The sequence below is a fragment of the Bradyrhizobium sp. USDA 4486 genome, assembly GCF_054057995.1.
Map to the genome: position 1 here is coordinate 1,670,652 of NZ_JBSRZV010000001.1, position 25,230 is coordinate 1,695,881.

The 25,230-nt window shown below is 64.9% G+C and carries 29 protein-coding genes; 20 read left to right on the forward strand and 9 right to left on the reverse strand.

Features of this window, described 5'->3' with window-relative positions:
- Positions 1-2: 2 nt before the first annotated feature.
- The gene (locus ACVWY3_RS08185; RefSeq protein WP_456837994.1) at positions 3-1,178 is read right to left on the reverse strand and encodes a zinc-dependent alcohol dehydrogenase; all 1,176 of its coding nucleotides are present in this window, start codon (positions 1,176-1,178) and stop codon (positions 3-5) included.
- A gap of 174 nt (positions 1,179-1,352) precedes the next feature.
- Between ACVWY3_RS08185 and ACVWY3_RS08190 the strand changes: the two genes are divergently transcribed.
- A complete protein-coding gene (locus ACVWY3_RS08190; protein WP_456837995.1) occupies positions 1,353-2,135 on the forward strand; it encodes an SDR family NAD(P)-dependent oxidoreductase in 783 nt (260 codons plus the stop codon).
- 350 nt (positions 2,136-2,485) lie between these two features.
- Here the strand turns inward: ACVWY3_RS08190 and ACVWY3_RS08195 are convergent, their stop codons facing one another.
- Complete coding sequence (locus ACVWY3_RS08195) at positions 2,486-2,677, reverse strand: hypothetical protein (RefSeq protein WP_456837996.1); 192 nt, start codon at positions 2,675-2,677, stop codon at positions 2,486-2,488.
- A 62-nt stretch (positions 2,678-2,739) separates the two neighbouring features.
- The gene (locus ACVWY3_RS08200; protein WP_456837997.1) at positions 2,740-3,144 is read right to left on the reverse strand and encodes a response regulator; all 405 of its coding nucleotides are present in this window, start codon (positions 3,142-3,144) and stop codon (positions 2,740-2,742) included.
- A 90-nt stretch (positions 3,145-3,234) separates the two neighbouring features.
- Between ACVWY3_RS08200 and ACVWY3_RS08205 the strand changes: the two genes are divergently transcribed.
- The 5 genes from ACVWY3_RS08205 to ACVWY3_RS08225 all read left to right on the forward strand — a co-directional run bounded on the left by ACVWY3_RS08205 (position 3,235) and on the right by ACVWY3_RS08225 (position 9,352).
- Positions 3,235-4,242: a chemotaxis protein CheB gene (locus ACVWY3_RS08205; protein ID WP_456837998.1), complete on the forward strand. Its 1,008-nt coding sequence runs from the start codon at positions 3,235-3,237 to the stop codon at positions 4,240-4,242.
- A 10-nt stretch (positions 4,243-4,252) separates the two neighbouring features.
- Complete coding sequence (locus ACVWY3_RS08210; protein ID WP_456837999.1) at positions 4,253-4,522, forward strand: hypothetical protein; 270 nt, start codon at positions 4,253-4,255, stop codon at positions 4,520-4,522.
- A 240-nt stretch (positions 4,523-4,762) separates the two neighbouring features.
- The gene (locus tag ACVWY3_RS08215) at positions 4,763-7,933 is read left to right on the forward strand and encodes a CheR family methyltransferase (RefSeq protein ID WP_456838000.1); all 3,171 of its coding nucleotides are present in this window, start codon (positions 4,763-4,765) and stop codon (positions 7,931-7,933) included.
- Positions 7,933-8,679 (forward strand): Crp/Fnr family transcriptional regulator, encoded by a 747-nt coding sequence (locus ACVWY3_RS08220; protein WP_456838001.1) that lies wholly within the window; start codon positions 7,933-7,935, stop codon positions 8,677-8,679. Before ACVWY3_RS08215 ends, ACVWY3_RS08220 begins: the two co-directional genes overlap by 1 nt.
- 472 nt (positions 8,680-9,151) lie before the next feature.
- A complete protein-coding gene (locus tag ACVWY3_RS08225) occupies positions 9,152-9,352 on the forward strand; it encodes a hypothetical protein (RefSeq protein WP_456838002.1) in 201 nt (66 codons plus the stop codon).
- A gap of 29 nt (positions 9,353-9,381) precedes the next feature.
- Here ACVWY3_RS08225 and ACVWY3_RS08230 read toward each other — a convergent pair whose 3' ends face one another.
- Positions 9,382-9,666: a hypothetical protein gene (locus tag ACVWY3_RS08230; RefSeq protein WP_456838003.1), complete on the reverse strand. Its 285-nt coding sequence runs from the start codon at positions 9,664-9,666 to the stop codon at positions 9,382-9,384.
- Positions 9,667-9,987: 321 nt separating this feature from the next.
- On the opposite strand from ACVWY3_RS08230, the gene ACVWY3_RS08235 reads away from it, so the two are divergent.
- From ACVWY3_RS08235 to ACVWY3_RS08260, 6 genes are all read left to right on the forward strand, one after another.
- Positions 9,988-10,194: a hypothetical protein gene (locus ACVWY3_RS08235; RefSeq protein WP_456838004.1), complete on the forward strand. Its 207-nt coding sequence runs from the start codon at positions 9,988-9,990 to the stop codon at positions 10,192-10,194.
- A gap of 2 nt (positions 10,195-10,196) precedes the next feature.
- On the forward strand, positions 10,197-10,397 hold the full coding sequence (locus tag ACVWY3_RS08240; protein WP_456838005.1) for a hypothetical protein: 201 nt from the start codon (positions 10,197-10,199) through the stop codon (positions 10,395-10,397).
- A 66-nt stretch (positions 10,398-10,463) separates the two neighbouring features.
- Complete coding sequence (locus ACVWY3_RS08245) at positions 10,464-11,540, forward strand: flavodoxin family protein (protein WP_456838006.1); 1,077 nt, start codon at positions 10,464-10,466, stop codon at positions 11,538-11,540.
- The gene (locus ACVWY3_RS08250; protein ID WP_456838007.1) at positions 11,537-12,439 is read left to right on the forward strand and encodes an NAD(P)/FAD-dependent oxidoreductase; all 903 of its coding nucleotides are present in this window, start codon (positions 11,537-11,539) and stop codon (positions 12,437-12,439) included. Before ACVWY3_RS08245 ends, ACVWY3_RS08250 begins: the two co-directional genes overlap by 4 nt.
- A gap of 133 nt (positions 12,440-12,572) precedes the next feature.
- Positions 12,573-12,902 carry a four-helix bundle copper-binding protein gene (locus ACVWY3_RS08255; RefSeq protein WP_456838008.1) on the forward strand — a complete coding sequence of 110 codons (330 nt, stop codon included), beginning with the start codon at positions 12,573-12,575 and terminating at the stop codon, positions 12,900-12,902.
- 11 nt (positions 12,903-12,913) lie between these two features.
- Positions 12,914-13,102 (forward strand): hypothetical protein, encoded by a 189-nt coding sequence (locus ACVWY3_RS08260; protein WP_456838009.1) that lies wholly within the window; start codon positions 12,914-12,916, stop codon positions 13,100-13,102.
- A gap of 209 nt (positions 13,103-13,311) precedes the next feature.
- Here the strand turns inward: ACVWY3_RS08260 and ACVWY3_RS08265 are convergent, their stop codons facing one another.
- Positions 13,312-13,569: a hypothetical protein gene (locus tag ACVWY3_RS08265; protein ID WP_456838010.1), complete on the reverse strand. Its 258-nt coding sequence runs from the start codon at positions 13,567-13,569 to the stop codon at positions 13,312-13,314.
- A gap of 258 nt (positions 13,570-13,827) precedes the next feature.
- Between ACVWY3_RS08265 and ACVWY3_RS08270 the strand changes: the two genes are divergently transcribed.
- Positions 13,828-14,202 (forward strand): hypothetical protein, encoded by a 375-nt coding sequence (locus ACVWY3_RS08270; protein ID WP_456838011.1) that lies wholly within the window; start codon positions 13,828-13,830, stop codon positions 14,200-14,202.
- Between the two features lie 4 nt (positions 14,203-14,206).
- On the opposite strand, the gene ACVWY3_RS08275 is transcribed toward ACVWY3_RS08270, so the two are convergent.
- A complete protein-coding gene (locus tag ACVWY3_RS08275) occupies positions 14,207-15,493 on the reverse strand; it encodes a polysaccharide deacetylase family protein (RefSeq protein WP_456843316.1) in 1,287 nt (428 codons plus the stop codon).
- A 160-nt stretch (positions 15,494-15,653) separates the two neighbouring features.
- Complete coding sequence (locus ACVWY3_RS08280) at positions 15,654-16,427, reverse strand: polysaccharide deacetylase family protein (protein WP_456843317.1); 774 nt, start codon at positions 16,425-16,427, stop codon at positions 15,654-15,656.
- A gap of 116 nt (positions 16,428-16,543) precedes the next feature.
- Between ACVWY3_RS08280 and mgtE the strand changes: the two genes are divergently transcribed.
- The 4 genes from mgtE (at position 16,544) to ACVWY3_RS08300 (ending at position 20,443) form a co-directional block, all read left to right on the forward strand.
- The gene (mgtE, locus tag ACVWY3_RS08285; protein WP_456838012.1) at positions 16,544-17,965 is read left to right on the forward strand and encodes a magnesium transporter; all 1,422 of its coding nucleotides are present in this window, start codon (positions 16,544-16,546) and stop codon (positions 17,963-17,965) included.
- A 209-nt stretch (positions 17,966-18,174) separates the two neighbouring features.
- Entirely contained in the window at positions 18,175-18,477 is a 303-nt protein-coding gene (locus ACVWY3_RS08290; protein ID WP_456838013.1) for a helix-turn-helix domain-containing protein, read from the forward strand.
- A 120-nt stretch (positions 18,478-18,597) separates the two neighbouring features.
- The gene (locus tag ACVWY3_RS08295; RefSeq protein WP_456838014.1) at positions 18,598-19,416 is read left to right on the forward strand and encodes an aldo/keto reductase; all 819 of its coding nucleotides are present in this window, start codon (positions 18,598-18,600) and stop codon (positions 19,414-19,416) included.
- 49 nt (positions 19,417-19,465) lie between these two features.
- Positions 19,466-20,443 (forward strand): hypothetical protein, encoded by a 978-nt coding sequence (locus tag ACVWY3_RS08300; RefSeq protein ID WP_456838015.1) that lies wholly within the window; start codon positions 19,466-19,468, stop codon positions 20,441-20,443.
- 791 nt (positions 20,444-21,234) lie between these two features.
- On the opposite strand, the gene ACVWY3_RS08305 is transcribed toward ACVWY3_RS08300, so the two are convergent.
- Positions 21,235-22,335 (reverse strand): IS4 family transposase, encoded by a 1,101-nt coding sequence (locus ACVWY3_RS08305; RefSeq protein ID WP_456836948.1) that lies wholly within the window; start codon positions 22,333-22,335, stop codon positions 21,235-21,237.
- Between the two features lie 373 nt (positions 22,336-22,708).
- Complete coding sequence (locus tag ACVWY3_RS08310; RefSeq protein WP_456838016.1) at positions 22,709-23,422, reverse strand: DUF599 domain-containing protein; 714 nt, start codon at positions 23,420-23,422, stop codon at positions 22,709-22,711.
- A gap of 122 nt (positions 23,423-23,544) precedes the next feature.
- Between ACVWY3_RS08310 and ACVWY3_RS08315 the strand changes: the two genes are divergently transcribed.
- From ACVWY3_RS08315 to ACVWY3_RS08325, 3 genes are all read left to right on the forward strand, one after another.
- Positions 23,545-24,207, forward strand: coding sequence for a glutathione S-transferase family protein (locus ACVWY3_RS08315; protein WP_456838017.1), 663 nt, complete (start codon positions 23,545-23,547; stop codon positions 24,205-24,207).
- Between the two features lie 136 nt (positions 24,208-24,343).
- On the forward strand, positions 24,344-24,712 hold the full coding sequence (locus tag ACVWY3_RS08320) for a YidB family protein (RefSeq protein ID WP_456838018.1): 369 nt from the start codon (positions 24,344-24,346) through the stop codon (positions 24,710-24,712).
- 202 nt (positions 24,713-24,914) lie between these two features.
- Positions 24,915-25,106 (forward strand): hypothetical protein, encoded by a 192-nt coding sequence (locus tag ACVWY3_RS08325; RefSeq protein ID WP_027559703.1) that lies wholly within the window; start codon positions 24,915-24,917, stop codon positions 25,104-25,106.
- Positions 25,107-25,230: the final 124 nt, after the last annotated feature.

The window sequence follows — 25,230 nt, forward strand, 5'->3', positions numbered from 1 at the left end:
CCTCAGGGCCTCAGCATGACCTTGACGCAGGAGTCGCGCTTGTCGCGAAACACCTGGTACATCTCGGGGCCTTGCTCGAGCGGAACGGTGTGGGTGATGACGAAGGATGGATCGATCTGGCCTTCCTCGATGCGGCGGAGCAGATCATCGGTCCAGCGGTTGACGTGGGTCTGGCCGGTCCGCATCGTCAGACCCTTGTTCATGAAGGCGCCCATCGGCAGCATGTCGGAAAAGCCGCTGTACACGCCCGGCACCGAGAGGATGCCGCCGGGCCGACAGACATAGATCATCTCGCGCAGCACATGCGGCCGATCGCTCTCCGCCATCACCATCTGCTTGGCTCGGTCGAGCAGGGTGTCGGGCAGGGAAGCCATCACGTGGGATTCCATGCCGACACAATCGATGCACTTTTCCGGCCCCTTGCCGTCGGTCAGCTCCTTGAGCCGCTCCAGCACGCTCTCGGTCTCGAAGTTGATTGTCGTGGCGCCGCCGGCTTCCGCCATGCTGAGACGCTCGGGCAGGCAATCGATCGCGATCACCTGGTTGGCGCCGAGCAGGATAGCGCTGCGGATCGCCATCTGCCCCACGGGGCCGCAACCCCAGATCGCGACCGTGTCGGTCGGAACGATGTCGCATTGCACGGCGGCCTGCCAGCCGGTCGGGAAGATGTCGCTGAGAAACAGCAATTGCTCGTCGGGGACGCCGGCGGGCACCTTGATGTGGGTGGCGTCGGCAAAGGGCACGCGCAGATATTCGGCCTGGCCGCCGGGATAGCCGCCGGTCAGATGCGTATAGCCGAACAGGCCCGCCGTGCTGTGCCCGAACACCTTGTCGGCGAGATGACGTTTGCGGTTGGTGGTTTCGCACACCGAAAAATTGCCGCGCTTGCACTGGTCGCATTCGCCGCAGATGATCGTGAACGGCACGACGATGCGGTCGCCCTTCTTCAGCTTGCCGTTGACGCCCGAGCCGACCTCGACCACTTCGCCCATGGTCTCGTGGCCCATGATGTCGCCGGGCAGCATGCCAGGAATGTAGTTGTGGAAGAGATGCAGGTCGGAGCCGCAGATGGCGCAGCTCGTGACCTTGACGATGGCGTCGCGCGGGTCCTGGATTTCAGGATCGGTGACGGTGTCGCACCTGATGTCCTCCTTGCCATGCCAAACCAGCGCCTTCATGTCCGTCCTCCACGGCTAACCACGAGGCATCTAAGTCCAGCAATGAACGATGGTTGCTATGCGGCGCGCAAATTGTTCGCACCGCACTGGCGCGTGCAAATAGGAACGAGACCGCAGGGCAGTGATTGGGCGTGATCATCCCGCCTCCAAGAATGACGTCGAAGGAACACGCTCATGCCCGCCAATCAACTCGCCGTCGTCACCGGCGCCTCCACCGGGATCGGCCTGGAGCTCGCCAGGTGCTGCGCGCAAGCAGGTTTCAATCTGGTCATCGCGGCGGACGAGCCCGAGATCGAACGGGTGGCCGTCGATCTGCGCAGGCTCGGCGGCAGCGTCGAGCCGGTCGAGACTGATCTCGCCACCACCGAAGGTGTCGACAAGCTCTGCGCGGCCGTGGGCGACCGGCCGATCGACGCGCTGCTTGCCAATGCCGGCGTCGGCCTCGGCAAGGCCTTCCTCGATCAGGATTTCCGGCGCATCAGGCACATCGTCGACACCAACATCACCGGCACGCTCTACCTAATTCATCGCGCCGGCAACGAGATGCTGCGGCGCAATTCCGGGCGCATCCTGATCACGGGATCGATTGCCGGCTTCACGCCGGGCAGTTTTCAGGCGGTCTACAACGCCAGCAAGGCGTTCCTGGATTCGTTCTCGTTTGCGCTGCGCGAAGAGTTGCGCGGCAGCGGCATCACCGTGACCTGCCTGATGCCAGGCGCCACCGAAACCGAATTCTTCCGCCGCGCCGACATGATGGACACCAAGGTCGGCACCGAACCGAAGGATGGCGCCTATGACGTCGCCAAGGCCGGCTTCGATGCGATGCTGCGCGGCGACGCGGACATCGTCACCGGACTGAAGAACAAGCTCCAGACCACGATCGCCAACGTCACGCCGAACGAAATGCTGGCCAGGCAGCACCGCAAGATGGCCGAGCCGGGCACGGCGAAGTCGTAGCGCGCCGTCGGCGCAATCTCTGAGAAGCGGGATGGCCGATTCCGCGGCCCGACAAAGCCTCGCGCGGATTCACATAGCCTAATGCGCAGGACCTCCGAAGCCGTCAGATTGCACGAGGTGGTAGGTGGGGGCTGCGATGGCAATGGATCGCATCGAACAGGCCTTTGTGGCGACTGCAATCACGGGCTTTCTCGTGATGCTGGTAGCCATCGTCTGGATGATGATGAGCTGAAGCGGGGAGGCCTGTCTTGCGCGTCGCGCTGCCTTATGCTGCGGTTCTCCTTTGCCTGGCGGTGACCGCTTGGCTCGCTTTCGCGCATTTGCTCTGATCGGCGAATGGCGCCCTCGAATCACAGGTCGTCACCGGCCCGCTTGTCGTCGCGGGATGACGACTCGTCGTGATCCTCCTCCAATCCGTCGCGCAGGCGCAGCGCGCTCACGAGATGATCGCTGCTGCGTAGCAACGCCATGGCCTCGCGAACGAGCTGGCGCGAATGGCTCAGCAGTTGTTTGTCGGCGGTAATGTCGGGTGCGTAGATCATCGAACGTTCCTTTTGTCTTGCTCCTTTTGCAATGACGGCGAAGGAACACGCCTCGTTGCGTGTCAGGCCTGCGCATCGGCGATGAGCGCGACCAGCTTTTGTACCATCGCCGGGAGATCGATCGGTTTCTCCAGCAGCGGCACGTCCTGGAATTCAGCACCGACGGTGACCTTGTCGTATCCCGTGGTGAACACGAAGGGCACCTTGCGCGCCTTCAGCTCGCGGGCGATCGGAAAGATCATCTCGCTGCGGATGTTCACGTCGAGCACGGCGGCATCCAGGACACTGCCGTCGTGCAGGATCTTCATCGCGTCCGCGAGGTGACCGACGGGACCGGCGACCTCGGCGCCAAGGTTGCGGAACGTCCTGCCGATGTCATCGGCGAGGAAATATTCGTCCTCGACGATGAGGATGCGGCGTCCCGTGAGCGGCGCGCGCCGATGCGATGACGCAGATAGGGCCGCCATGGTGCCTCCGGTTGCTTCAACTCTGTAGGAACATAAGACCTTGTCCCGCCTTGGTGCAAACTTCAAACGATGCAATCGGAGGCCGGTTCCATGAGCAACCGCGACATCATTGTCATCGGGGGCTCGGCCGGAGCGACCGCGCCACTGAAGCAGATTCTGGGCCGTCTGCCGGCAGATCTGCCCGCGGCCGTCTTCGTCGTCCTGCACATTCCGGTGCAGGGCATCGGCATCCTCTCGACGGTCGCCGGCAGTGCCGGGCCGCTCCCGGTCCGGCAAGCCCAGAACGGCATGAAAATCGAGCCAGGCCAGGTCTACCTGGGTGCGCCGGACCATCATCTGCTGCTGTCCGGAGATCACATTTTCCTGGGCCGAGGACCGCGGGAGAACATGGTGCGGCCGGCGATCGATGCCCTGTTCCGCTCCGCCGCCCTCTATCACGGCCCGCGGGTGATCGGCGTGCTCCTGAGCGGCCTGTTGTCGGACGGCGCGGCCGGCCTCAACGCCATCAAGCGCTGTGGCGGCATGGCCGTGGTTCAGGACCCTGCGGACGCAATTTCGGACGAGATGCCGCGGCGCGCAATGGAAGCGACCACGGTCGATCTCTGCGTTCCCGGCGCCACGATGGGCGACGTGCTGTCCGAGCTCGTCAGGGAGCCGGCTGGCGCGGCGCTGCCGATCCCGCCCGAGATCAGGCTCGAGGTGGAAATTGCCGCCGGGGAGCGCGTCGGCAGCGACAATCTCGGCGCGATTGCCGAACCTGTCGCGCTGACCTGCCCGGCATGCGGCGGCGTGCTCTCTGAGGTCAAGGAAGCGCGCCCGATGCGCTTCCGCTGCCAGGTGGGGCACGGCTTCACCGCCGATGCACTCGCCAAGGAGCAGGAAGGGCGGGTCGATGAAGCCTTGCGCGTCGCGCTGCGCATCATCGAGGAGCGGGCGGAGCTGGTGCAGCGCATGGCCGCCGACGGCCGGCGCAGCGGCCGGGCCGCGGTTGCCGAGATGTATGAGACGCGCGCGGCCGAATACCGCGAATATGCCGACATGATCCGGCGCGTCGTGCTACAATCGCTCGACCCCCCGGTTCGCAAACGGGAGGCGTGAAGGCTCCGCCATGGCCATCTCCCTTGCTGAACGCACCGCGCAGCTCAATGCCGAGCAGAGCCTTTTGGTGAAGGCCGACCACGACATTGAGGAAGGCTGGCAGCGCATCCGCGACCAGGAAGAACGCGTTCGTGAGCTCATAGCCGGCGGCCACGACACGCGTCAGGCGGAGCGGCTGGTGCAGTTGCTCAGGCAGACTCTGGTGGAGTGGGAGCGCCATCGCGTCCTTATCGAGGAGCGCGTGGCATATCTCCAGCGAGAGGTCGATCCGGGCGCTTGACGGCTTTCGGCCTCAATCGGGCACTTGCGCTGCCGCATCGGCGGTCGTTGTCGTCGCACTGCGGCGTTGTCGAGCCGGCACGCCTGGATTCCCGGACCGGAACCTCGCCACGCCCCGGCGGGCTGCCCAAAACACTTCGAGACATTTTTGCCTTTGATCTGTTGGGGTAATATCGATTTCTGCTATTTGCAGGAACCGGTCCCCGTTGGTGCCGGTCGGTGAACGAAAGCTGCCAGAGCCATGAATGAAATCGGCGACCAGCCGGTCGATGGAGAGCGCCAGATCAAGTCCCCTCTGATCATCGGGGTCGGCGCCTCGCCGGGCGCGATGGACAGCATCGAGCGCTTTTTCGCCAAGCTGAGTCTGGGCGCGGATCAGGCTATCGTGCTCGCGCTTCAGCATCACGAGGCATTTGACGAGTCCCGGCTTCGCGGGATCGTTCAGGGCTCCAATGGCGGCAGGGTCGCCGATGTCGGCGATGGCCACGCCATCGAGGGCGGTACGGTCTATCTGTGCCCGCCGGGGACGATCACCACGATCCAGGGTGACAGGTTCGCGATCCGCAAGGCCGAGCAGGCCCCCGGTGAGCGGGCCACCATCGACAGCTTCCTGGTGTCGCTGGCGGAAGAGCGCGCCGAGCAGTCTATCGGCGTCATTCTCGCCGGCACCGGCGGCGACGGCACGCTCGGCACCGCGACGCTGAAGGATCATGGCGGCCTCGCCATCGCCGAGAAGGTCGTGAACCAGGAAGAGGCCGACCACCTGCACGACAGCAACACGCCCGCCGCCATCGCCGACTATGTGCTGCCGCCCGAGGACATCCCGGAACATATCCAGGTCTACGCCCGTCATCTGCGGCGCCTGGACGAGAAGCAGGGTTTTGACGAGGTGCTCGCGGCGGCCGCGACCTCGCTGTCGCGCATTGCCGACATCCTGCGCAACAAGACCGGGAATGATTTCCACGGCTACAAGCAGAACACCTTCCTGCGCCGCGTGCAGCGGCGCATGCAAGTGGTCCAGATCGACGAGATTCCCGCCTATGTCGATTTCCTGCGGAACGACAAGGACGAGGCCCAGCACCTCTTCAACGACCTCCTGATCGGCGTCACCGAGTTCTTCCGCGACAAGCGCGAGTTCGAGGTGCTGGAGAGTAAGATCATCCCGAAGATCTTCGAGGGCAAGACTGCGGGCCAGCAGGTCCGCGTCTGGGTGCTCGGCTGCGCCACCGGCGAGGAGGCCTATTCGATCGGCATCCTCCTTCGTGAACACATGACGCGGATGGACTCGGCGCCGCAGGTGCAGATCTTCGCCACCGATATCGACGGGCGGGCGCTGGCGACCGCGCGTGTCGGCCGCTATCGCACCAACATCGAGGCCGATATGACCAGCGAGCGCCTGGCGCGCTGGTTCGTGCGCGAGGGCGACACTTATTGCGTGGTCAAGGAGCTACGCGAGATGTGCATCTTCTCCCAGCACAACGTCATCAAGGACGCGCCGTTCTCGAAGCTCGACCTCGTCTCCTGCCGCAATTTGCTGATCTATCTCAATGCCGAGTTGCAAAACCGGGTGATCCCGCTGTTTCATTTTGCGCTGCTGCCCGAGCGCTATCTGTTCCTCGGCAATTCCGAGAACGTGACGCGGCACCCGAAGTTATTCGCGCCGATCGACCGCCGCGCCCGTATCTTCAAGAAGCTGGAAACCGGAACACGGCTGCCGCCGGAATTTCCGATCACGACCGCTGCGGGCAGGCAGGCGGTCGAACTGCCGCCGGTGCGCTCGTTCGGGCCCGACGTCGGCCTGGAACGCCGCGCACAGCGGATCGCGGAGCGCTATGCGCCCGCCTATGTCATCACCGACGACAATTTCCAGATCCTGCACTTTTCGGGGCGCACCGGCCGCTACATCGAGCCGACGGCGGGCGCGGCCACGCTCGACCTCCTGCAGCTCGTGCATCGCGATCTCAGGCTCGAACTGCGCACCGCGCTCAGCCGCGCAGCGGAGACGGGCGAACCGGCCCATGCCGAGCAGGTTCAGCTCGGCGTGAACGGTCACCGCGTCCTGGTCGACATCACCGTCGAGCCGATCCAGGAGGGCGCCGGCGCCCAGCGCAATTTCGTCGTCCTGTTCAAGGACGGCCCGGTCCGTGCCATCGAGGCCAACCAGGGCAATCCGAACGTGCTGGTGCGCACCGAACATGTCGAGCGGCTCGAAAGTGAGCTGCGCGCCACGCGCGAGCGCCTCCAGGCGACGATCGAGGAGCTCGAGAGTACCAACGAGGAGCTGAAATCCTCCAACGAGGAATATCAGTCGCTCAACGAGGAGCTGCAGTCAGCCAATGAGGAGCTCGAGACCTCGCGCGAGGAGCTGCAGTCGGTCAACGAGGAGCTGACGACCGTCAACGGCGAGCTGGCGCACCGCGTCCAGGAGCTGACGCGCGCCACCAGCGACCTCAAGAATTTCCTCGAGAGCACCCAGATCGCGACGGTGTTCCTCGACAACGATCTGCGTGTGATGAACTTCACGCCGGCGATCACGCAAGTCCTGCATCTCGTCGAGACCGACACCGGCCGGCCGATCGCGCACATCAAGGCGCGCATTCCGATCGAGGAGCTCTATGACGACATCCGCCGCGTGCTGCGCACGCTCGCCGCCGCCGAGCGTGAGCTGAGCGCGCCGGACAGCGGCACGCGCTACATCGTGCGCATCCTGCCCTATCGCAGCATCGACAATTTCATCGCGGGCGTCGTCATCACCTTCATCGACGTCACCGCGATCACCCGCGCCGAGGAGCGGCAGCGCCTGTTGCTGGCCGAGCTCCAGCATCGGGTCCGCAACACGCTCGGCGTGGTGCGCTCGATCGCCCGCCGCTCGGCCGATTCCAGCACCACCGTCGAAGAATACGCCTCACATCTCGACGGTCGGCTCAACGCATTCGCCCGCACCCAGGCGCTGGTGACCCGCGATCCCGAAGGCGGCGTTGACCTCGAATATCTCGTGGTCGAGGAGCTGCTCGCATATAACGCCCGCGAAGGCGAGCAGATGCGGCTTTCCGGCCCCAAGGTGCGCTTCCAGCCCAAGGCGGCGGAGACCTTCGCGCTCGCGATCCATGAGCTTGCGACCAACGCGCTGAAATACGGCGCCCTGAGCCAGCCGACCGGGCGCATCGAAATCTCCTGGCGCCTCGACGAGAGCACGGAGCCGGCGGAGCTCGTGTTCGAATGGCGCGAGCGCGGCGGGCCAAAGGTCACGCCGCCGCCGCGCAAGGGTTTCGGCACGGAGCTCCTGGAGCGCACGCTGGCATTCGAGTTCAAGGGGCAGACCACGATGGCATTCAATCCGTCCGGGCTGCAATGCACGATCACTATTCCCCTCAGCAGGCGCGCATTCCACACACCCGTAGTGGCTGGCTGATGACCCTGTCGATCTCCGATCGAAGCCTGGTGGAGCCGGTCATTCGCCGGCTGAGCGCGCTGAGGCCGTTGTCGGCCGAAGCCCGCGCAGCGCTCGAATATGCCATGCTCGAAGGCCTGCAGCGCGCCGGAGCGGGCGAGGACCTGATCTCGGAGGGCGATTCCGTCGATAGCGTCCGCATCGTGCTGTCGGGCTGGCTCTGCCGCTACAAGACGCTCGAGGACGGCCGGCGCCAGATCGTCAATTTCATCTTCCCCGGCGAGAGCTGCGATGCGCATGCGTTCCTGCTCTCGGTGATGGATCATTCCATCGCGACGCTGACGCCGGCGGTCTATGCCGAAATCAAGCGTCCGCGGTTCGAGAGTCTGGTGGCGGGCGATCGGGCGCTCGCGGACGCATTCTTGTGCGAAACCCTGGTCAATACCGCCATCCAACGTGAATGGGCCATCAATCTCGGTCGCCGCGTCGCGCTGGAGCGCGTGGCGCATCTGTTCTGCGAAATCTTCGAACGGCTTCGCCCCGTCGGCATGATCGACGGCAATTCCTGCATCATGCCGATCACGCAGATGGATCTCGCCGACGCCACCGGCCTGTCGGTGGTCCACCTGAACCGGACCGTCCAGGAGCTGCGCGCCTCCGGCCTGATCGTGCTGCGCGATCGCATGCTGACCATCAACGATCTCGACGCACTCAAGGACGCCGCGCTGTTCTCGCCGAGCTATTTGCAACTCTATCGGCGCAGCTGACTGATTTATGTTCGAAGGGCGGCGCGCCAATTCCCGATCTTGATCCAGGTTAGCGGGCGCGAGAGTTTTGAGCAGATGATGTCGTTTGAGTAACTTACGCAAAGGCGGGATGCGGCTGCTGCTCCTATGACGGGCCATGCAAAACGCGCTCTTTGCCCGTGCGGCCCGCGCCATCGAAGCAAGCCGCATTCTCCGCGACCAGCACAGGCAGGTGACGCAGCAGCACGACCGGACCTTGGCTGCAGCGCGACTTGCGGTGATGGACAGCGCGATGGTGCGTTCCGAGATCAAGGCCCATCGCGACAATCGAGAAGAGACGAGCCTGATGAGGTCAAGGCAGACTAATCGCGGAACCCGAGCAACCGTTCGGTGCCCGGGGCGTTGATGATCCGCCATGCCGATCCGGCGTTGGCGACCACCAGTGACAGGAACGCAACGGCGCGCTCCGCCTCATGGTCACGGAGAACGCCTCATGCTGACACGGCGTCGACACAGACAAACGGACTTGCTGGAAACGCGCCTGGCTGCCGAAGCGGAGCGGCTGCGCGAACAGGCCAAATCGCTTCCGCCCGGGGCTGCGCGCGATGAGATCTTGCGCAAGGCACGCCAGGCGGAGACGGGGTCGCAGATGAGCGAGTGGCTGCGCTCGCCGGGATTGCAGCCGCCGGACTGAACTCCGCGGTGCCAGGGCTGGGCCCCCGGTCAACGCCGCGTCGCCACTTTGGTCCGCCGGTTGTAGGGCGAGCGGTTGATGGGTTTCAGCGAAATCCCTTCGCGTTGCGCCTTGCTGCGAATGGCCGCGACGGGGCGTTGAAGCTTCATGCTCATCACGCCCGTCGGGGTGTTTCCCTTCGCGAGCTGCTTCAACTTGCTCACATCCGCAGGCGTCCACGGCTGGCGCGTGCGCCGCTTGTACGCGGGATTGGCCTTGCGTGGACCCTTGCGGCCGATCGGTGAGCCCGGCCGTTTCCATGCTGCTTTCGCCATGATGATCCTCCTTCAAACCCGTCGTGAACAGGCGAATCAGCATTTCGGTTCCGGCGCATTCGTTGTCGCAATGCGCCGCCGCCCGGCGCGCATTCGTGCTGTCCCCGGACCAGTGCTGCGGTGCGCCAACCCTTTGTAAAATCATGCGGCGTTAACTTACTGAAATGCCGGAACCCGAGATCGCGGCGGAAGCTACAAAGGCTGCCGGACAGGGCCGCCCCTGACCCGGCAGGCGACTCGACTGACAGACGACTTGGGCCCCGGCGCCCGATCCCCCGCCGGGGCCGATTTCCTCGATCCGAAATCATCGCGATAGGCCAAATGACCGCAAAGCGTAATCGTAGGAAACAGACCCAATCGCTCCAGGAGCGGTTGACCGCATTCGCCGAAAGCGCCCGCGAGCGCGCGCGCAGCCTGCCGCCCGGCAAGGAGCGCGAGATGTTGCTGCGACGCGCCAAGCAGAACGAGGTGACCTCGAACCTGACGGACTGGCTCAGCGCGCCCGTCTACCCGAGGCGAGGAGAATGACGATGCGGAGCATCAAGCATTATCGCGCCTTCCAGATCGATCCGGACGGGCATGTGTTCGGCTGCATCAATCTCGTCTGCGACAATGACGAGCAGGCCAAGCGCGAGGCCGCGGCGCTCGTTCTGGTCCACCGCATCGAGCTGTGGCGGCTGGACCAGCGGATCGCGCAATTCGATCTGCCGCCGGAGGTCGTGCGCCAGTAGAGCCGAGCGGAACCGAGCGCGGCGCCCCGGGTTGGTCGCATCAGACCGACTTCGCGAGGAGCCAGCATGACGGAAGCCGACATTCGCAAGGGGATGCCGCCGGTCAAGCTGTCGCGCGAGGAGTTCGAGCACCGTTACAAGAGCCAGTTCATCGATCCCGCCTTTGCGCCGCTCGGGCGCGAGCTCGACGCCATCGTCAGTGCCGCCTGGGACGCCTACAGCCATTCGCGCAAGGCGCCGCTGACGCGCAAGGCCGGCCCCGGATTTGCCGATCCCGACTACGATATCGCCCTCGACTGGCTCGATGCGCGCGCCGCCGTGCTGGCGGCGCAGCGGCGGCATGACGATGCGAACGAAACGCCGCGCATCCTCATCATCAACGGCTCGGCGCGCAGCGAGCATACCTGTCCCGGCGAGATGTCGAAGACATGGCGCCTCGTCAAGCTGGCCGAGCCGGTCTTCACCGAGATGGGGTTTGCCGTCGACATCCTCGACCTGTCGCGCCTCGCTTCCGAGTTCGGCAAGACCATCCATCCCTGCAAGTCCTGCGTCGCGACCGCGATGCCGCTCTGCCACTGGCCGTGCAGCTGCTATCCGAACTATTCGCTGGGTCAGACCAGCGACTGGATGAATGAGATCTATCCGCTCTGGGTCGCGGCTCACGGCATCCTGATCGTGACGCCGGTGAACTGGTATCACGTGCCCGCCGGGCTCAAGGCGATGATGGACCGCATGGTCTGTGCCGACGGCGGCAATCCCGATCCGACCTCGACCCACGGCAAGACCGCCAAGGAAGCCAAGGCGATCGAGTTGAAGGGCTGGTCCTATCCGCGCCATCTCGCCGGCCGTCACTTTGGCCTGGTGGTTCACGGCGACTCCGTCGGTGCCGAGGGTGTGCGCCGGGCGCTGTCGGACTGGCTCACCGACATGCACCTGATCTCGGCAGGCCGCTTCGCCGAGCTCGACGGCTATCTCGGCTACATGGAGCAATACGCCACCTCGCACCGCGAGCTCGACGAGGACAGTGAGTTTCAGCGGCAGGTCGTGAATGCGGCGCGCGCGCTCGGCAATGCGGTCAAGCTGGCGCGGAGCGGGCGCCTTGGGGAGCCCGGCGCCGGCCTTCAGGATCCGAATCCCAAATGACCGGTGCACAATCGATCGATTGCCTGATCATCGGGGGCGGCCCTGCCGGAATGATGGCCGCGATCTATCTGGCGCGCTTCCGCCGCCGCGTCTTTGTCGTGGATAGCGGCGCGAGCCGGGCGGCGCTGATCCCGCGCAGTCATAACGTGCCCGGCTTCGTCCACGGCCTATCCGGCGCCGAGCTGATCGCGCGCATGTCGGCGCAACTGGACGAGCTCGCCGTCACGCGTGTCGAGGCCGAGGTCACGGCATTGGACCGGCAAGCGCACGGTTTTCGGGCGAGCTGGCACGGCGGCGCGCATGAGGCCGCCACCGTCGTTCTCGCCAGCGGCATCGTCGACACCCATCCGCCGTTCGACGAATGGCGCGCCGCCGTTGCGGAGGGGCAGTTGCGGTATTGTCCGGTCTGCGACGCCTTTGAGGCGCGCGGCTGCCGCATCGGCGTCGTCGGCCCGCTCGGCACCGCCGCCGGCAAGGCGCTGTTCCTACGCGGCTACTCGCGCGACGTGACGCTGCTCGCAATCGAGCAGAGTGACGACGAGGCCGCGATGTCGCGGCTGACTGAAGCCGGTGTGAAGGTGGTGTTCGCGCCCGACCTGCGCCTCAGGCGGACGGCGGACAGGATTGAAGCCGTTTTCGCGGACGGAAGGACGGCGCAATTCGAATTGGTCTATCCCGCGATGGGCGCAGAGGTGCGCTCAAAGCTCGCTGTGTCGCTCGGCGCCGAGCATACCGCAGACGGTTACTTGAAAGTCGACGATCATCAGCGCTCCTCTGTCAGCGGGCTCCTAGGCATCGGCGACGTCGTCACCGACCTGCACCAGATCTCGGTCGCGTTCGGCCACGCCGCAATTGCCGCCTGCACCATCCACAACAGCCTGCCGCCGCGCCTGGCATGAGAAGCGCGGCCCTGCGCCAGCAATGCGCGGTTCCCGCAGTCACAATCGGCCGACGGGCAGGAACGATCGAAGCCGCGCCTTGGTTGAGCGTGAGCGGGCAGGGCGGCATCGAAGGCGCAATTGGAGAGAACGGATGGCTCAATCCGAACAGATGACCCGCTGCATCGCGCTCTGCATGAGCTGCTACCAGACCTGCCTCGGCACCGCGATGAACCACTGCCTCGAGACCGGCGGCAAGCACGTCGAGCCAAAACATTTCCGCCTGATGATGGCCTGCGCCGAAATCTGCCGAACAGCCGCGCATTTCATGCTGATCAACACGCCGCATCACCGGCATAGCTGCGGCGAATGCGCGGAAATCTGCAACGAATGCGCGGATGATTGCGAGCGGATCGGCGGCATGGACGAGTGCGTCGCGATGTGCCGCTCCTGCGCGCAATCCTGCCGCGCGATGGCGGCCTGAGGGACAAGCCCATGCTGGAAGAGAAGCTCAAGGAAGCCATCATCAGCGAGCTGGAACGGCAGGCGGCGAACCGGCCGCAGGCGCTCAAGGTCCAGGGCGGCAGCGAGGCGAAAGGCTCGGAGGAGCTGATCGTCAACGGCAGGATCGATCTTGCCGCGCTCGCCATGGTGATCGCAGGGTCGGTTGCGGGCGGACCCTAAAGCATGATCCGGACCCGAAGGGCCGCGTTAGCGCAAAGTGCGAAGCGGTTTTCCCTCGCGACAAACGCGGAACGCGTTTGCGCGGAGATCATGCGTAAACAACAACCTGACGCGCGATGACGATTCATCCAAATCTCATCGCGCTTTGAGGCGCGATCGTTAAGCGCTTCAACTCGCAGCCGACGCGTCCGTACCGCGGCGCGCGGGCCTCAGCCATATTCCTCGCCGATGCCGTATTCGCGGTAGATCTCCAGCGGATCGAGCTCGGGAAACAGGCGGCATTTGGCCTGGGCGAGGTGCAGGCTCACCGCCGCCGGCTCCTTGCCGTTCGACAGCATCTTGCGAAGATCGTCCATATGCGCGTTCGGCCTGTGCTTGGGTTCGAGCTGCTCCAGCGCGACCAGCGCGGTCGCGAGCGCCTCGGTCAGAACCCATTCGTCGTGGCCCGTGATTCCCTTCTTCGGCATCGGCAGACCCCACATTTGGCGGGGCCAGTCTATCGCGAGTTCGGCCAAATCTCCATTGGCGGCGGCCGGGCTCCCGGCTTGAATTGTGGCCGCGCGCGGCTAAAAGGCGGCGGGTTGCGGGGCCGTGGTATCTTTGTTGAAACGAAGTTGGCGTAGACGGACCTGCACGGCGTCCAGGCCGGCTGTTCCGCTCTGGGTCTTCCTGATCCCGTAACCGTAAGCCGATCCGGTTGCGCACCCCTCAAGGCTCGAGCCAGCATGGTCTTCCTCAGCTTCGTCTACCGCTTCGTCACCAATTTCGCGTTCCTGGCGATGGTCTATTTCAGCCTGAATTTCATGGAGAAGTATCCGAACCGGGCGATCCTGGCGATTCTGGTGCTGGTCTATTCCGGCATGCGCGCGGCCTCGACGCTGCGCGCGTTCTACTTCTTCCAGAAGATCGAGAAGCTGGAGGCCGAGACGCGCCGCCTTCAGGCGCCGATCAACGACGGCTCGGGCGGAACCGCGGCGCGCAAGCAGATCGTCGCCGACGTCGCACGGCTGCGGCGCGACGGCGAGCTCAAGTCCTACATGGATCTGTTCTTCCTGGCGCTGATCGTGCTGCTCTGCGTCGCCGCCATCATGCGGCAATAGCAACTCAAGCGCGCTTCTTCAGGCCGGTCGCAATCCGGGTCGCGCGGGGCGTGGTGCCCTTGGCCTGCGCCGCACGCTTCGGTGCGGCCTGCGCCGCTTGCGCGGTGTTGCGCCCCAGCGGCTTTGCGGCGGTGTCCTTCGCAGGACCCATGGCCGCACGCCCCTTGGCCGCACGCGGCGTCTCGGCTGCCATCGCCAGCCGCGTCGCGGCGCGCCGCGACAAGGTCGTCGACAGCAGCACCTCGACCGAGCCCTCGGGGATCGCGAACAGATCGCGGCCCGGCGCGGCGAGGGTGGATGCGACATCCATCTGGGCCCTGGTCCGGTGCGGCAGCAGCGGCTCATGCGCGGCTTCCGGGTTCAGATCGGCGAGCGAGGGCGCCGGCAGCATCTTGCTCTGCGTGAACACGAAGTTCGGAACGGCCGGCCAGCGCGCGATCGGCGTCGTCTCGGTCGGCGGATGCAGCAGCCATTCCACCGCGGTGGTCGGCGTCGCCGGCTGGTCCGCACTCGCCGGCACCACATGCACGATGCGATAGCCCTTCGCCTTGAGGTCGCGGATGATCTTCGGCAGCGCCGCCACCGTCCGCGCCTGGATGTCGTGCAGCAGCAGAATGCCCTTGCCCTTGGCTTCCAGCCGCTGCATCGCGAGCTGGTAGACTCGATCGGAGGACACATGCCGCCAGTCGTCGGCCGGGAAATCGGCGCTCCAGACCTGGATGCCGCGCGAGATCAAATAGTTCTCGACGCCCTCGGCGCGCATCAGCCCGGGAATGCGGAAGAACGGCGCGAGCTTTGACGGATCGGTCATCGCCGCCGAGGTCCACTGGATGCCGCCGTTGATCTCGGGCTCGAATTTCTCGGCCGGCATCCGGTCGAAGGTCAGCGGATGGTTCATGCTGTGCGTGCCGACGGTGTGGCCCGCCGCCACCAGCTTGCGCACGCCTTCGGGGTTCGCCTTGGCCTGCTGGCCGATGATGAAGAAGGTCGCCTTGATGCACTCGTCGGCGAGGATCTGGAGCACCTGGTTGGAATATTTCGGCAGCGGACCGTCATCGAAGGTCAGCACGACCTCATGGTCCTTCAGCGGCAGCGTCTCGCGGTATTGCATCGTGCCGATGCGCGGATGCTCGCGCGGATCGACCACGAGGGTGCGCGAGGTCCCGAGCGCGCCCGGATGTCCGGGGCATTCGGCCGCCAGCGCCGGCGCTGACGCGGTGCTCAGCAATGCCAACACTGCGCCAAGGACGGCCGACGATCGCGTCCGGAAAACAACGCTACGCCCGATCATGAACTCGGTCTGCCTCATTTGCGATTGCCGCCATAGTAGGTCGGAGACGCTCCAACAACGGTTCAGGCGCAAGTCCCTGCCATCTTTGCATGGCTTAGCATGAACAGAGTGTTAATAGGACTCAAATCACCCCTTTTTGCGCTGCCGTGACATTCCGGCATCAACGCGCGTCGGCGTTTTTCTGTGATGGGCCCGCCGGGACCACGTGAACCACGCGATAGCCGTTCTCCCTCAGATACCGCAGGAAGGCCGGCATGATTGCGGCCGTGCGCGCCTTGGGATCGTGGAACAGGATGATGCCTTTGCCGGCAGCGGCGAGGCGCTCGGTGATGAGCTTCAGTTCCTGCTCCGGCGTCATCTCGTTCCAGTCGCTGGCCCAGAGATCGGCGCCGAACACGACGATGCCGCGCGACTGGAGCAGGTCGAGCTCGGCTTGCGTCGCTTCGAAATAGGGAAAGCGGAAGAACGGCGTCGAGGGCGTCGTGGTCGAGATCCCGTGCAGCGCCATCTCGTCGGCCGCAATCCCGCGGTCGATCTCGCTCTTGGCCTTCTCGAACGGGATCCGCGCCATGAACGGATGCGAGAAGGTGTGATGGCCGATGGTGTGGCCCTCGCGCGCGATGCGCTTGACCATCTCGGGATGCTCGGCGGCGTGCAGGCCGATCAGGAAGAAGGTCGCGCGTACGCATTCCTGCGCCAGCGCGGCCAGCACCTTCGACGTCGTCGGCGGATGCGGGCCGTCGTCGAAGGTCAGCACGACCTCGTGATCGGCAAGCGGCAACGTCTGCGGAAAGCTCTTCAGCCCGACGCGCGGCGTGGCTTTGGCATCGACGCTCAGAATGCGCGAAGTACCGAGCGCATCCTTGCGCGGGCAGTCGGCGGCCTCGGCCGAGGCGATGCCGGCGAGGGCCGCGAGGACCGCGCCCAGCGACATCGAGGTCCATCGCTGTCGAAGCATCTTTGTCATTGCGCTCGGAGTTGCCTTGTGGGTATTGCCTGAACCATCAGCTCGGATCACACGTTCCAACCTGTCAAACGGCGAGGCGCACCATGGATGAACATATGGACGGTGCTGCATCCGCCGAGGCCTCGGTACTCGACCACGTGCCGATGCGCAATGAAGACGGCGAAATCCGGCAGGAATTCGTCGAGGAAATCGCCCATGCGATCGAAGCCGGCGACAGCGCCGCGCTGCGCGCCTGCGTCGCCGAGCTGCACGAGGCCGATCTCGGCGACCTGATCGGCGCGCTCGAGCCCGAAGACCGCGTCCGCCTGGTCGAGCTCACCGGCCGCGACTTCGACTTCTCCGCGCTGAACGAGGTCGACGAGGCCGTGCGCGAGGAGATCCTCGAGGAGCTGCCGCCGGAGACAGTCGCCGAAGGCGTCCGCGAGCTCGAATCCGACGACGCGGTCGAGCTGCTGGAGACCCTCGACCAGGCCGATCAGGAGGAGATCCTCGAAAAGCTGCCGTTGCAGGAGCGCGTCGCGCTCGAGCGCAGCCTGCTGTATCCGGAAAATTCCGCCGGCCGCCGCATGCAGACCGAGTTCATCGCGGTGCCCCAGGATTTCACCGTGGGGCAGGCGATCGACTACATGCGCGAGACGCCGAATCTGCCCGACCGCTTCTACGAGATCTATGTCGTCGACAAGGACCAGCACTGGCAGGGTGCGGTCCCGCTCGACGTGCTGTTGCGCGCACGGCGCCCGGTGCCGCTCACCGAATTGACCGACGAGGATCGCCGCCGCGTCTCCGTCCTGGAGGACCAGGAGGAGGTCGCGCGCATGTTCGGCAAGTACAATCTCGTTGCAGCCCCCGTGCTCGACACCCAGGACCGCCTCGTCGGCGTCATCACGGTGGACGACGTCGTCGACGTTATCGAGGAGGAGGCCGACGAGGACCTCAAGGCGCTCGGCGGCGTCACCAGCGACGAAGAACTGTCGGACACGTTCCTGACCATCGCCCGCGGCCGCTTCAACTGGCTGCTGGTCAATCTCGCCACCGCGTTCCTCGCGTCCTCCGTGCTCGGCCTGTTCGAGGGCCAGCTGGAGAAGATGGTCGCGCTCGCCGTGCTGGCGCCGATCGTGGCGAGTCAGGGCGGCAATGCCGCGACCCAGACCATGACGGTGGCGGTGCGGGCGCTCGCGACGCGCGAGCTCGGCTCCGCCAATGCCTGGCGCGTGATCATGCGCGAGACGCTGGTCGGCCTCGTCAACGGCCTCGCCTTTGCCGTGATCACCGGCATCGCCGCCGTGGCCTGGTTCAAGATCCCAGGCCTCGGCCTCGTCATCGGGCTCGCCATCATCTGCAATCTCGTCGCCGGCGCGCTCGGCGGCATCCTGATTCCGATGGCGCTCGAACGCGTCAGGGCCGATCCGGCCGTGGCGTCCGGCACCTTCGTCACCACGGTGACGGACGTGGTCGGCTTCTTCTCCTTCCTCGGCATCGCGACGCTCTGGTTCGGCTTGAAGTAGGGGGCGTCTTTCTCTCCTCGTGATTGCGAGCGAAGCGAAGCAATCCAGAACCCCTGCGCGGCGGCGGTCTGGATTGCTTCGTCGCAAGGGCTCCTCGCAATGACGGGGAGAGAGCTGCAGAACCGGGGCCCCTGACTTCCCGGGCGAGAGGCGGTTGTCTTTAATCCGAACTTAAGCGACCTGCCGCATCATCAGGCCCGCTTGGGGGAATGGACATGCGGTTGCGGCTGAAGGCGGACGGACGGATCGTCGAATTGCGGGATGGGCAGGAATATCCGGTCGAGCCGAGCGCCAATGCCGCAGCTGGCGACACCGGCTCGCTCGCCGTGCGCGACCTGCGCCGCCGCGCCTGTCTGACCCAGATGGAGTTCGCCGCCAAGCTCGGCGTTCCCGTCGAAACCATCCGGAATTGGGAGCAGGGCAAGCGCGCCCCGCGCGGACCCGCCCGCGCGCTGCTCGCGGTGATCGCGCACGCGCCGGAGACGGTGTTTCAGGCGCTCGCCAAGGCCTGATACGAACCTCCCGTTAGCATTGCGCCGAAGATCCGGGTCGCTGGCCGTGGACTTCCGTTGGCACCATGACGGACGAGGTCCATAATCATCGCCGGGCTGCCGCAACAGAGGGGATTCCTCATGCTGTTCGTCGAGGCCAGTGGCGCAAGAATCCCGGCGATCGGGCTCGGGACCTGGGAGCTGGAAGGGCGCACCTGCGCCCGCGTGGTCGAGCAGGCGCTGCGGCTCGGCTACCGCCACATCGACACCGCCCAGGTCTACGATAATGAGCGCGAGGTCGGTGACGGCTTGCGCGCCTCCGGCGTGCGCCGCGACGACGTCTTCCTCACCACGAAGGTCTGGACCAATCATTTCGCGCCCCACGATCTCGAGCGCTCGGTCAAGGAGAGCCTGGCGCGGCTGCGCCTTACTTCCGTCGACCTGCTGCTGTTGCACTGGCCCAATCCGCACGTGCCGCTGGCGGAGACGCTGGGCGCGCTGTCGCATGCCAAACGCATGGGCCTCGCCCGCCACATCGGTGTCTCCAACTTTACGGTGGCCCTGATCGAGCAGGCGGTGGCGCTGTCATCAGAGCCGCTGGTCTGCAACCAGGTCGAATACCACCCCTATCTGAATCAGGCGAAGGTGAGGGCGGCCTGCGCGCAGCATGGCCTTGCACTGGTCGCCTACAGTCCGATCGCCAAGGGCCGTATCAAGTCCGACCAGAGGCTCGCCGCCGTCGGCCGCGCGCATCGCAAGACGCCGGCCCAGGTCTGCCTGCGCTGGCTGGTGCAGCAGAATGTTGCGGCAATCCCGCGCACCTCGCGCGTCGAACGCCTGTCGGAAAACATCGATATCTTCGATTTCGAGCTGTCGGGCGACGAGATGGCGGAGATCGCCGCGCTGGCGAGCCCGAAGGGCCGCCTGACCGATTTCGGCTTCGCGCCGAAATGGGATTGAGGGGCCGTTCCGGTGTGATAGGAGCAGGGCGGCAACCCAAGATCGGGCGATGGAACTGCGGAAGATCATACGGACGGACGTTGCGGCGTCAGCGATTGCGCATCTGATGCTGGTGGCGCTGATCATCTTGATCAGCGAAGTCCATCCGTTTCACGCCGCCGCGCCCGAGACGGTCTCGATCGACATCGTCACGCCCGAGCAGGTGAAGCAGGAAGAGGCCAGGGCCGAGGAGAAGGCCCAGGAGGAGCTGAAGGAGGCAAAGGAGAAGGCGCAAGAGCCGCTCCCTGATTTGAAGCTGCCCAAGCTGGATTTTACCGACAAGGACAAGCCGGAGGTGGCGCCGAAGCCCGCGGCCAAGGAGAAGGCGACCGCGGCATCGCCGAAGCAGCAGGTATCACCCGAACCGCAGCAGAAGCAGGTGCAACCCTCGCCGGAGACGAAGCAGCGCGAGGCCAATGTGCAACCGCAGCCTGAGCAGTCGCAGTCTTCGCAGCCACAACCGCAGCCGTCGCAATTGCCGCCGCTGCCGCAAATGCAACCTCAGCCGCAGCCGCCGCCACAAGCGCAGCCGCGGGCCGCGCCGCCGCCGGCCTATCAGGCGCCGGAGCCCGACGTCACCGTCAAATACGGCGTCATGCTGGGCCTGCCGCCCGAATTGCCGGCCGAGCCGAAGAACGCCCCCAAGGACGACGGTGGCGATGCCAAGGATTCAATCGCGGCCAAGCTGCCGCCCGAGGTCATCGCCGAACTGCGCCGTCATTTGCGAAGCTGCGCAAAACTGCCGGCCGGGCTCACGCCGACCGACAATGTCCACATCAAGCTGCGCACGGTGTTCGCCACCGACGGCACCCTGGCGCGAGAGCCGATCCTGATCGAAGCCCCGCCGTCGGCGAAGGGCGTGGCCCTGGTGAAGTCCGCGATGGCCGCGCTCCAAGCGTGCCAGCCCTACAAGATGCTGCCAGCGAATTTGTACGGGGAATGGAAGGTGATGGACCTGCCGTTTTCGCCGCGGGATTTCGGGTCTTAGCTCACCGGGATTGGTCCCGGATTTGCCCGACGGGCAAAACACCTGCGAAGCTGTCAATTCGTCCTTGCAAATATATTCCGCTTTGCCGAAATTCGGATTTGTCGTATGTGTCGCCCGTCCCGGCTCATTCTTGAGGGGCGATCATGAGGTCGTCATGTTTGCGAGCCGGGCGTTGCGGTGGACGCGGCAGCGTCGGGCGCGAGTGGCCAGGGGCAGGGCGGATTGCTCTCCGTGAGCCCTTAAGGCTTCGCGCGGACGGACGGCGCTGTCAGGTTCGTCGTGCCAACATGTCGATGGCAACGTGCACAACGCCATCGGCCGCTGTGGCGCCAACGAGCCGCGCGTACGGCAAAACCGTGTGGTCCTGGCCGTCGTTGCTACGGTCAAGCCCTGGCGGATGCGGCAGTCGCGTCAACCGGCGTGCTGCCGGCGACTTCTGTCAGGATGAGGGAGGCCAGAACGAACTCGGCTCCCGGGAGAGCGCGGCATAAGCCGTCCGACCATCGCGCAGGGAAGGCCGTGTGTTGGGCTTCACCTGTATGCTGCTGTGCGGTTCTTTTGCGCTACCTGTTCGCGCAGCGGACCGCGGGTGCCGCCGGCACCCGGCCTTCCCCATAGGCGTTAAGGTAGCGCAAGCATTGATTGATATTGACGTTTTCGGGGAGGCTCGCGCAGGTGCCGCCCGAGCGCTCGCTTACTGCGGCGCAAGCGGCGGATGGTTGGTTGTGGAATGATTGCTTGCAGCAAGGATGCAACGAGTTGTTGCAAGATACGCCAACCGCCAGGTGTCGTCAGGCGGCCTGCTTCCAGTGGGGAGAGTCCTCGAAGTCGCGGACAAGCGGCTCGAGCAGCAGGATAATCAAGAGGTGAGCCAGCAGGTAGGGCTTCGCCGAACGCTGATCAGTTCCAGGCGGTGTCTTGAGACCAATCAGGCTTTTCAGTCGCTTGAAGCCAAGTTCGATCCGCCATCGCAGTCGATAGAGTGCAAGCACATCCTTGGCGGAGAACTCGTCCCGTGCGAGCGACGTGACCAGAATGACCCAATCCGCGGCTTCCAGAGTCCCTTTGGAGATGATGCGGTTTTCGTCTCGTGCGTCTCGCCGAGCTTTACGACGCGAAGCCGCGGCCGCACCGGTGGGCTTCTTGACCGCAACCAGACGCATAGCCAGAGGCGCCCCGTCCTTGCGTTTGATCCAAATCCTCCGATCGATCAGTCCGCGTGCCTTTGCCGCACGCAATTGGGCCATCAGATCGAATGGAAGGCCTTGGGCATCAAGCCAGCGCGCGTTCTTCCAGCCTGCTCGGATCAGAACGTCGGCACCAGCCGCGCGGACAGCCGCGATGCGGTCAGGTTGCAGATAAGCGCGGTCAGCAATGCGGATCTCGTTCTTGACTACTGGTATCCGGTCAAACGTTTCGCCCTCTTGCTGATCCGTTAGCTCGAAGTGACCAAAGCGCTCACTTGGCAGATCAAATGCACTATGAAGCCGCCAAAGCTCACTGCTCCTGCGGGCAGTCGGCCCGGCCTGAGGTACTGTCGTCGCATCGACGATGCGGATCAGGCGGCCTCGGCTCGCCTTCGGCGCTGCCGCATCGAGCAAGCTCTCCACCAGCACTGCAAACCAATCGCCACATTGACGCAGGCGATAGAACAACGCCACGCTGCTGAGGTCCGCAAGGCCAACAGAAGCCGCCCACGCAGCTGTCGATCTCAATCCTCTTTCCCCTAAACAATAGGCCAGCATCAGCCGAAGCAACGCCACCGCGTCTGGAATTTGGCGCCGCCGCGCGAAAGCCTTCGTCTGGCGCGCGCTTATCTCAAGCTGCTCAGCCCCACCCAGCTGCGCAACCACTCTCGTCCAGTCCTCATTTAGAAGCGATTCGTCTGCCATGCCCCTTGGAATCACGTGTGATTCCAACACTCAAGAATAAACTTAACGCCTATGCGGCCTTCCCTGTGCCCTCTTGGCTTCGAGGGTGGAGAGATCAAGCAAAGCTCGGGCGAATTGCGCCGCGAGGTCGAATACGTATGTCTGTAGCCACACACTCGCCGTCATCGCCCGGCTTGACCGGGCGATCCATTATTCCGAGGCGCTCGTGATTGAATCGATAGGCCGCGGCGTACTGGATTCCCCGCCTTCGCGGGGAATGACAGCGTCACTTAGAGCATGGGCCCCGGCTCGGCGCAGCAACGCCCTAAGCGCGTTTACGCGCGTCTTCGACGCGCTAGGGGGCCTTGCGGCGCGTCCGGGACACGAGAGTCCTTCAACGACCACGTTTCCCCTCATCGCCCGCGGCTATCTCCGGCGCCATCGCTGCCCAGGCGCTGGAGGCAAACTGACGCCGCCAGGTCACGACCACCACCGCCGCGGTGGACACGAACAGCACCCACGGGCTGACGAACCAGCCGAGATAGCCGAGTGCGAAGAAGAAGGCGCGCTGGCCGCGGTTGAAATGGCGGCCGGCGGATTCGAACACGCGCGAGGTGCGGATGACATGGGCCTCGGCTTCGGGCGTGCCGCGCTGCGAGGCCGGCGGCATGCCGCCGAACAGGATCGCGACATAGTTGAACAGGCGATAGGCCCAGGCGAACTTGAAGAAGGCATAGACGCAGATCAGCACGAGGCCGACGCATTTCAATTCCCACATGGCGGGCGAGGTGCTGAGATCGATCGGCAGCTTGCCCAGAATGGTGATGGCGTCGTTGGTGGCATGCAGCAGCGCCAACGCGCCGCCAAGCGCGAACAGGCTGGTGGAGGCGAAGAAGGCGGTGCCGTTCTGCAGCGAGGCCATGATCTGCATGTCGACCATGCGCGCCTCGCGATCGAGCAGGCGGCGCACCCAGACCTCGCGATAGCGGTTCATCCGCGCCGACAGGCTGTCGCGTCCATAGGCCGAATGCTCCAGCGTCGCGGCATAGACCAGCCATTCGATGATGAAGAAGCCGACGGCGGTGATGTCGACCCAGTGCCTGCTCATGTCTCTCTCCTCGCGGAGCGGCAACGATTGCCATGCATGACGAGGCGCAGCAACGATTGATTGGCGGCAGGCGATGGCGGTAAAAGCGGCTGCATCCGGAAGACTCGGGAAGGACCAGTGACATGGCAGCGCTGAAACTCGCAATCGGCAACAAGAACTACTCGTCGTGGTCGATGCGGCCCTGGCTCGCACTCCGCGCCAACGACATCCCGTTCGTGGAGACCGTGATCCCGCTCTACACCGACAATCCCGCGGACAAGGAGCAGATTCTCTCCTTCAGCCGCGCCGGCAAGGTGCCGGTGCTGGTCGACGGCGACATCACCGTGTGGGATTCGCTCGCCATCATCGAATACATCGCCGAGCGCTACCCGGAGAAGAAGCTGTGGCCGGACGACGTCGCGGCTCGCGCCCATGCCCGTTCGGTGTGCGCCGAGATGCATTCCGGCTTCATGGCCCTGCGCAACGAATGCGGCATGAACCTGCACCGCCCGGTGCGCCCGGTGACGCTGTCGGCGGACGCCAAGGCCAACATCGCGCGGGTGCAGGAGATCTGGCGCGAGTGCCGCTCGCGCTACGGCGCCAACGGACCGTATTTGTTCGGCCGCTTCGGCGCGGCGGATGCGATGTATGCCCCGGTCGTGCACCGCTTCCGCACCTACGCCATCGAGGTCACACCGGAGACCAGGGCCTATATGGACACGATGATCGCAATGCCGGCGTTTCAGGAATGGACCCGCGACGGTATCGCCGAAACGCTCGTCATCGAAAAGTTCGAGACCGTGTGAGCATGATCCGGAAAAGCGGGGACCGGTTTCCCGATAAGGTCATGTTCGCTTAACTCATGAATGTGATCGAGCGCCGCTTGACGGCCTGCGCGAGGGCGGCGCTCAATCGCGAGGGAATCCAAGGAGAGGCATCGTCATGGGAATCCTGGACTCGCTGGAGAACAACCCCGCCTTGCGCAGCGCGCTCGGCCAGCTCGGTGCTGCCGTGCTCCCGGCCGTGCTGAACGAGGTGCTCGGCAGCAGCAATCAGGGCGGCCTCAGCGCGATCGTCGCAAAGCTTCAGCAGTCCGGCTTCGGCGAGCAGGTCAAATCCTGGCTCGGCAACGGGCAGAACCTGCCGATCTCGGCCGATCAGCTCCGGGCCGTGCTGGGCAACGACACCGTCCGCCAGCTGGCCGCGCGCTACAACATTCCCGTCGATCAGCTCGGCGAGATCCTCGCCCAGGAACTGCCCAAGGCGGTGGATCACGCAAGTCCCGACGGCCATTTGCCCCATACCGCCTGAAGCGAGCCGTTCCGGCGGTATCGTCGGCGCCCGGTTCCCCGGCCATCATCCTGAAAACGCTGACAGATCGGCGTGTTTGCCATGGCTGTATACTGCTGGCCAAAGCGGCCCGGCGCGTGCTATACAGCGGCCCGGGTTTAGCCGGTCCGTCGCAGTGGGACCCTGGGCACGGCCGGCGCTGTTTGAGTGATGGAGATGGGCGTTGAAGCATAAATTCCCCGTGGGAGCGCGCGTACTTTTCACGGCCAGCAACGTCGCGCGCCCCGCTGCCAGCGGCTCGTACGAGATCATCCGCCTGCTGCCGACGGAAGGCGACGACTGCCAGTACCGCATCAAGAGCTCGACCGAAGCCTTCGAGCGCGTCGCCAAGGAAAGCCAGCTCGCGCTGTCCTGAAGGCCACCGGCGCCTTGTCGCGCCTCAAGGAATTTGTATCCTGCCGCCGTCAAAAGGCCCGCTTCACCTCCAAGGTGAGCCGGGGCCAGTTGCCGACTCGCGGTGCTCGCTTGACCATTCGCTC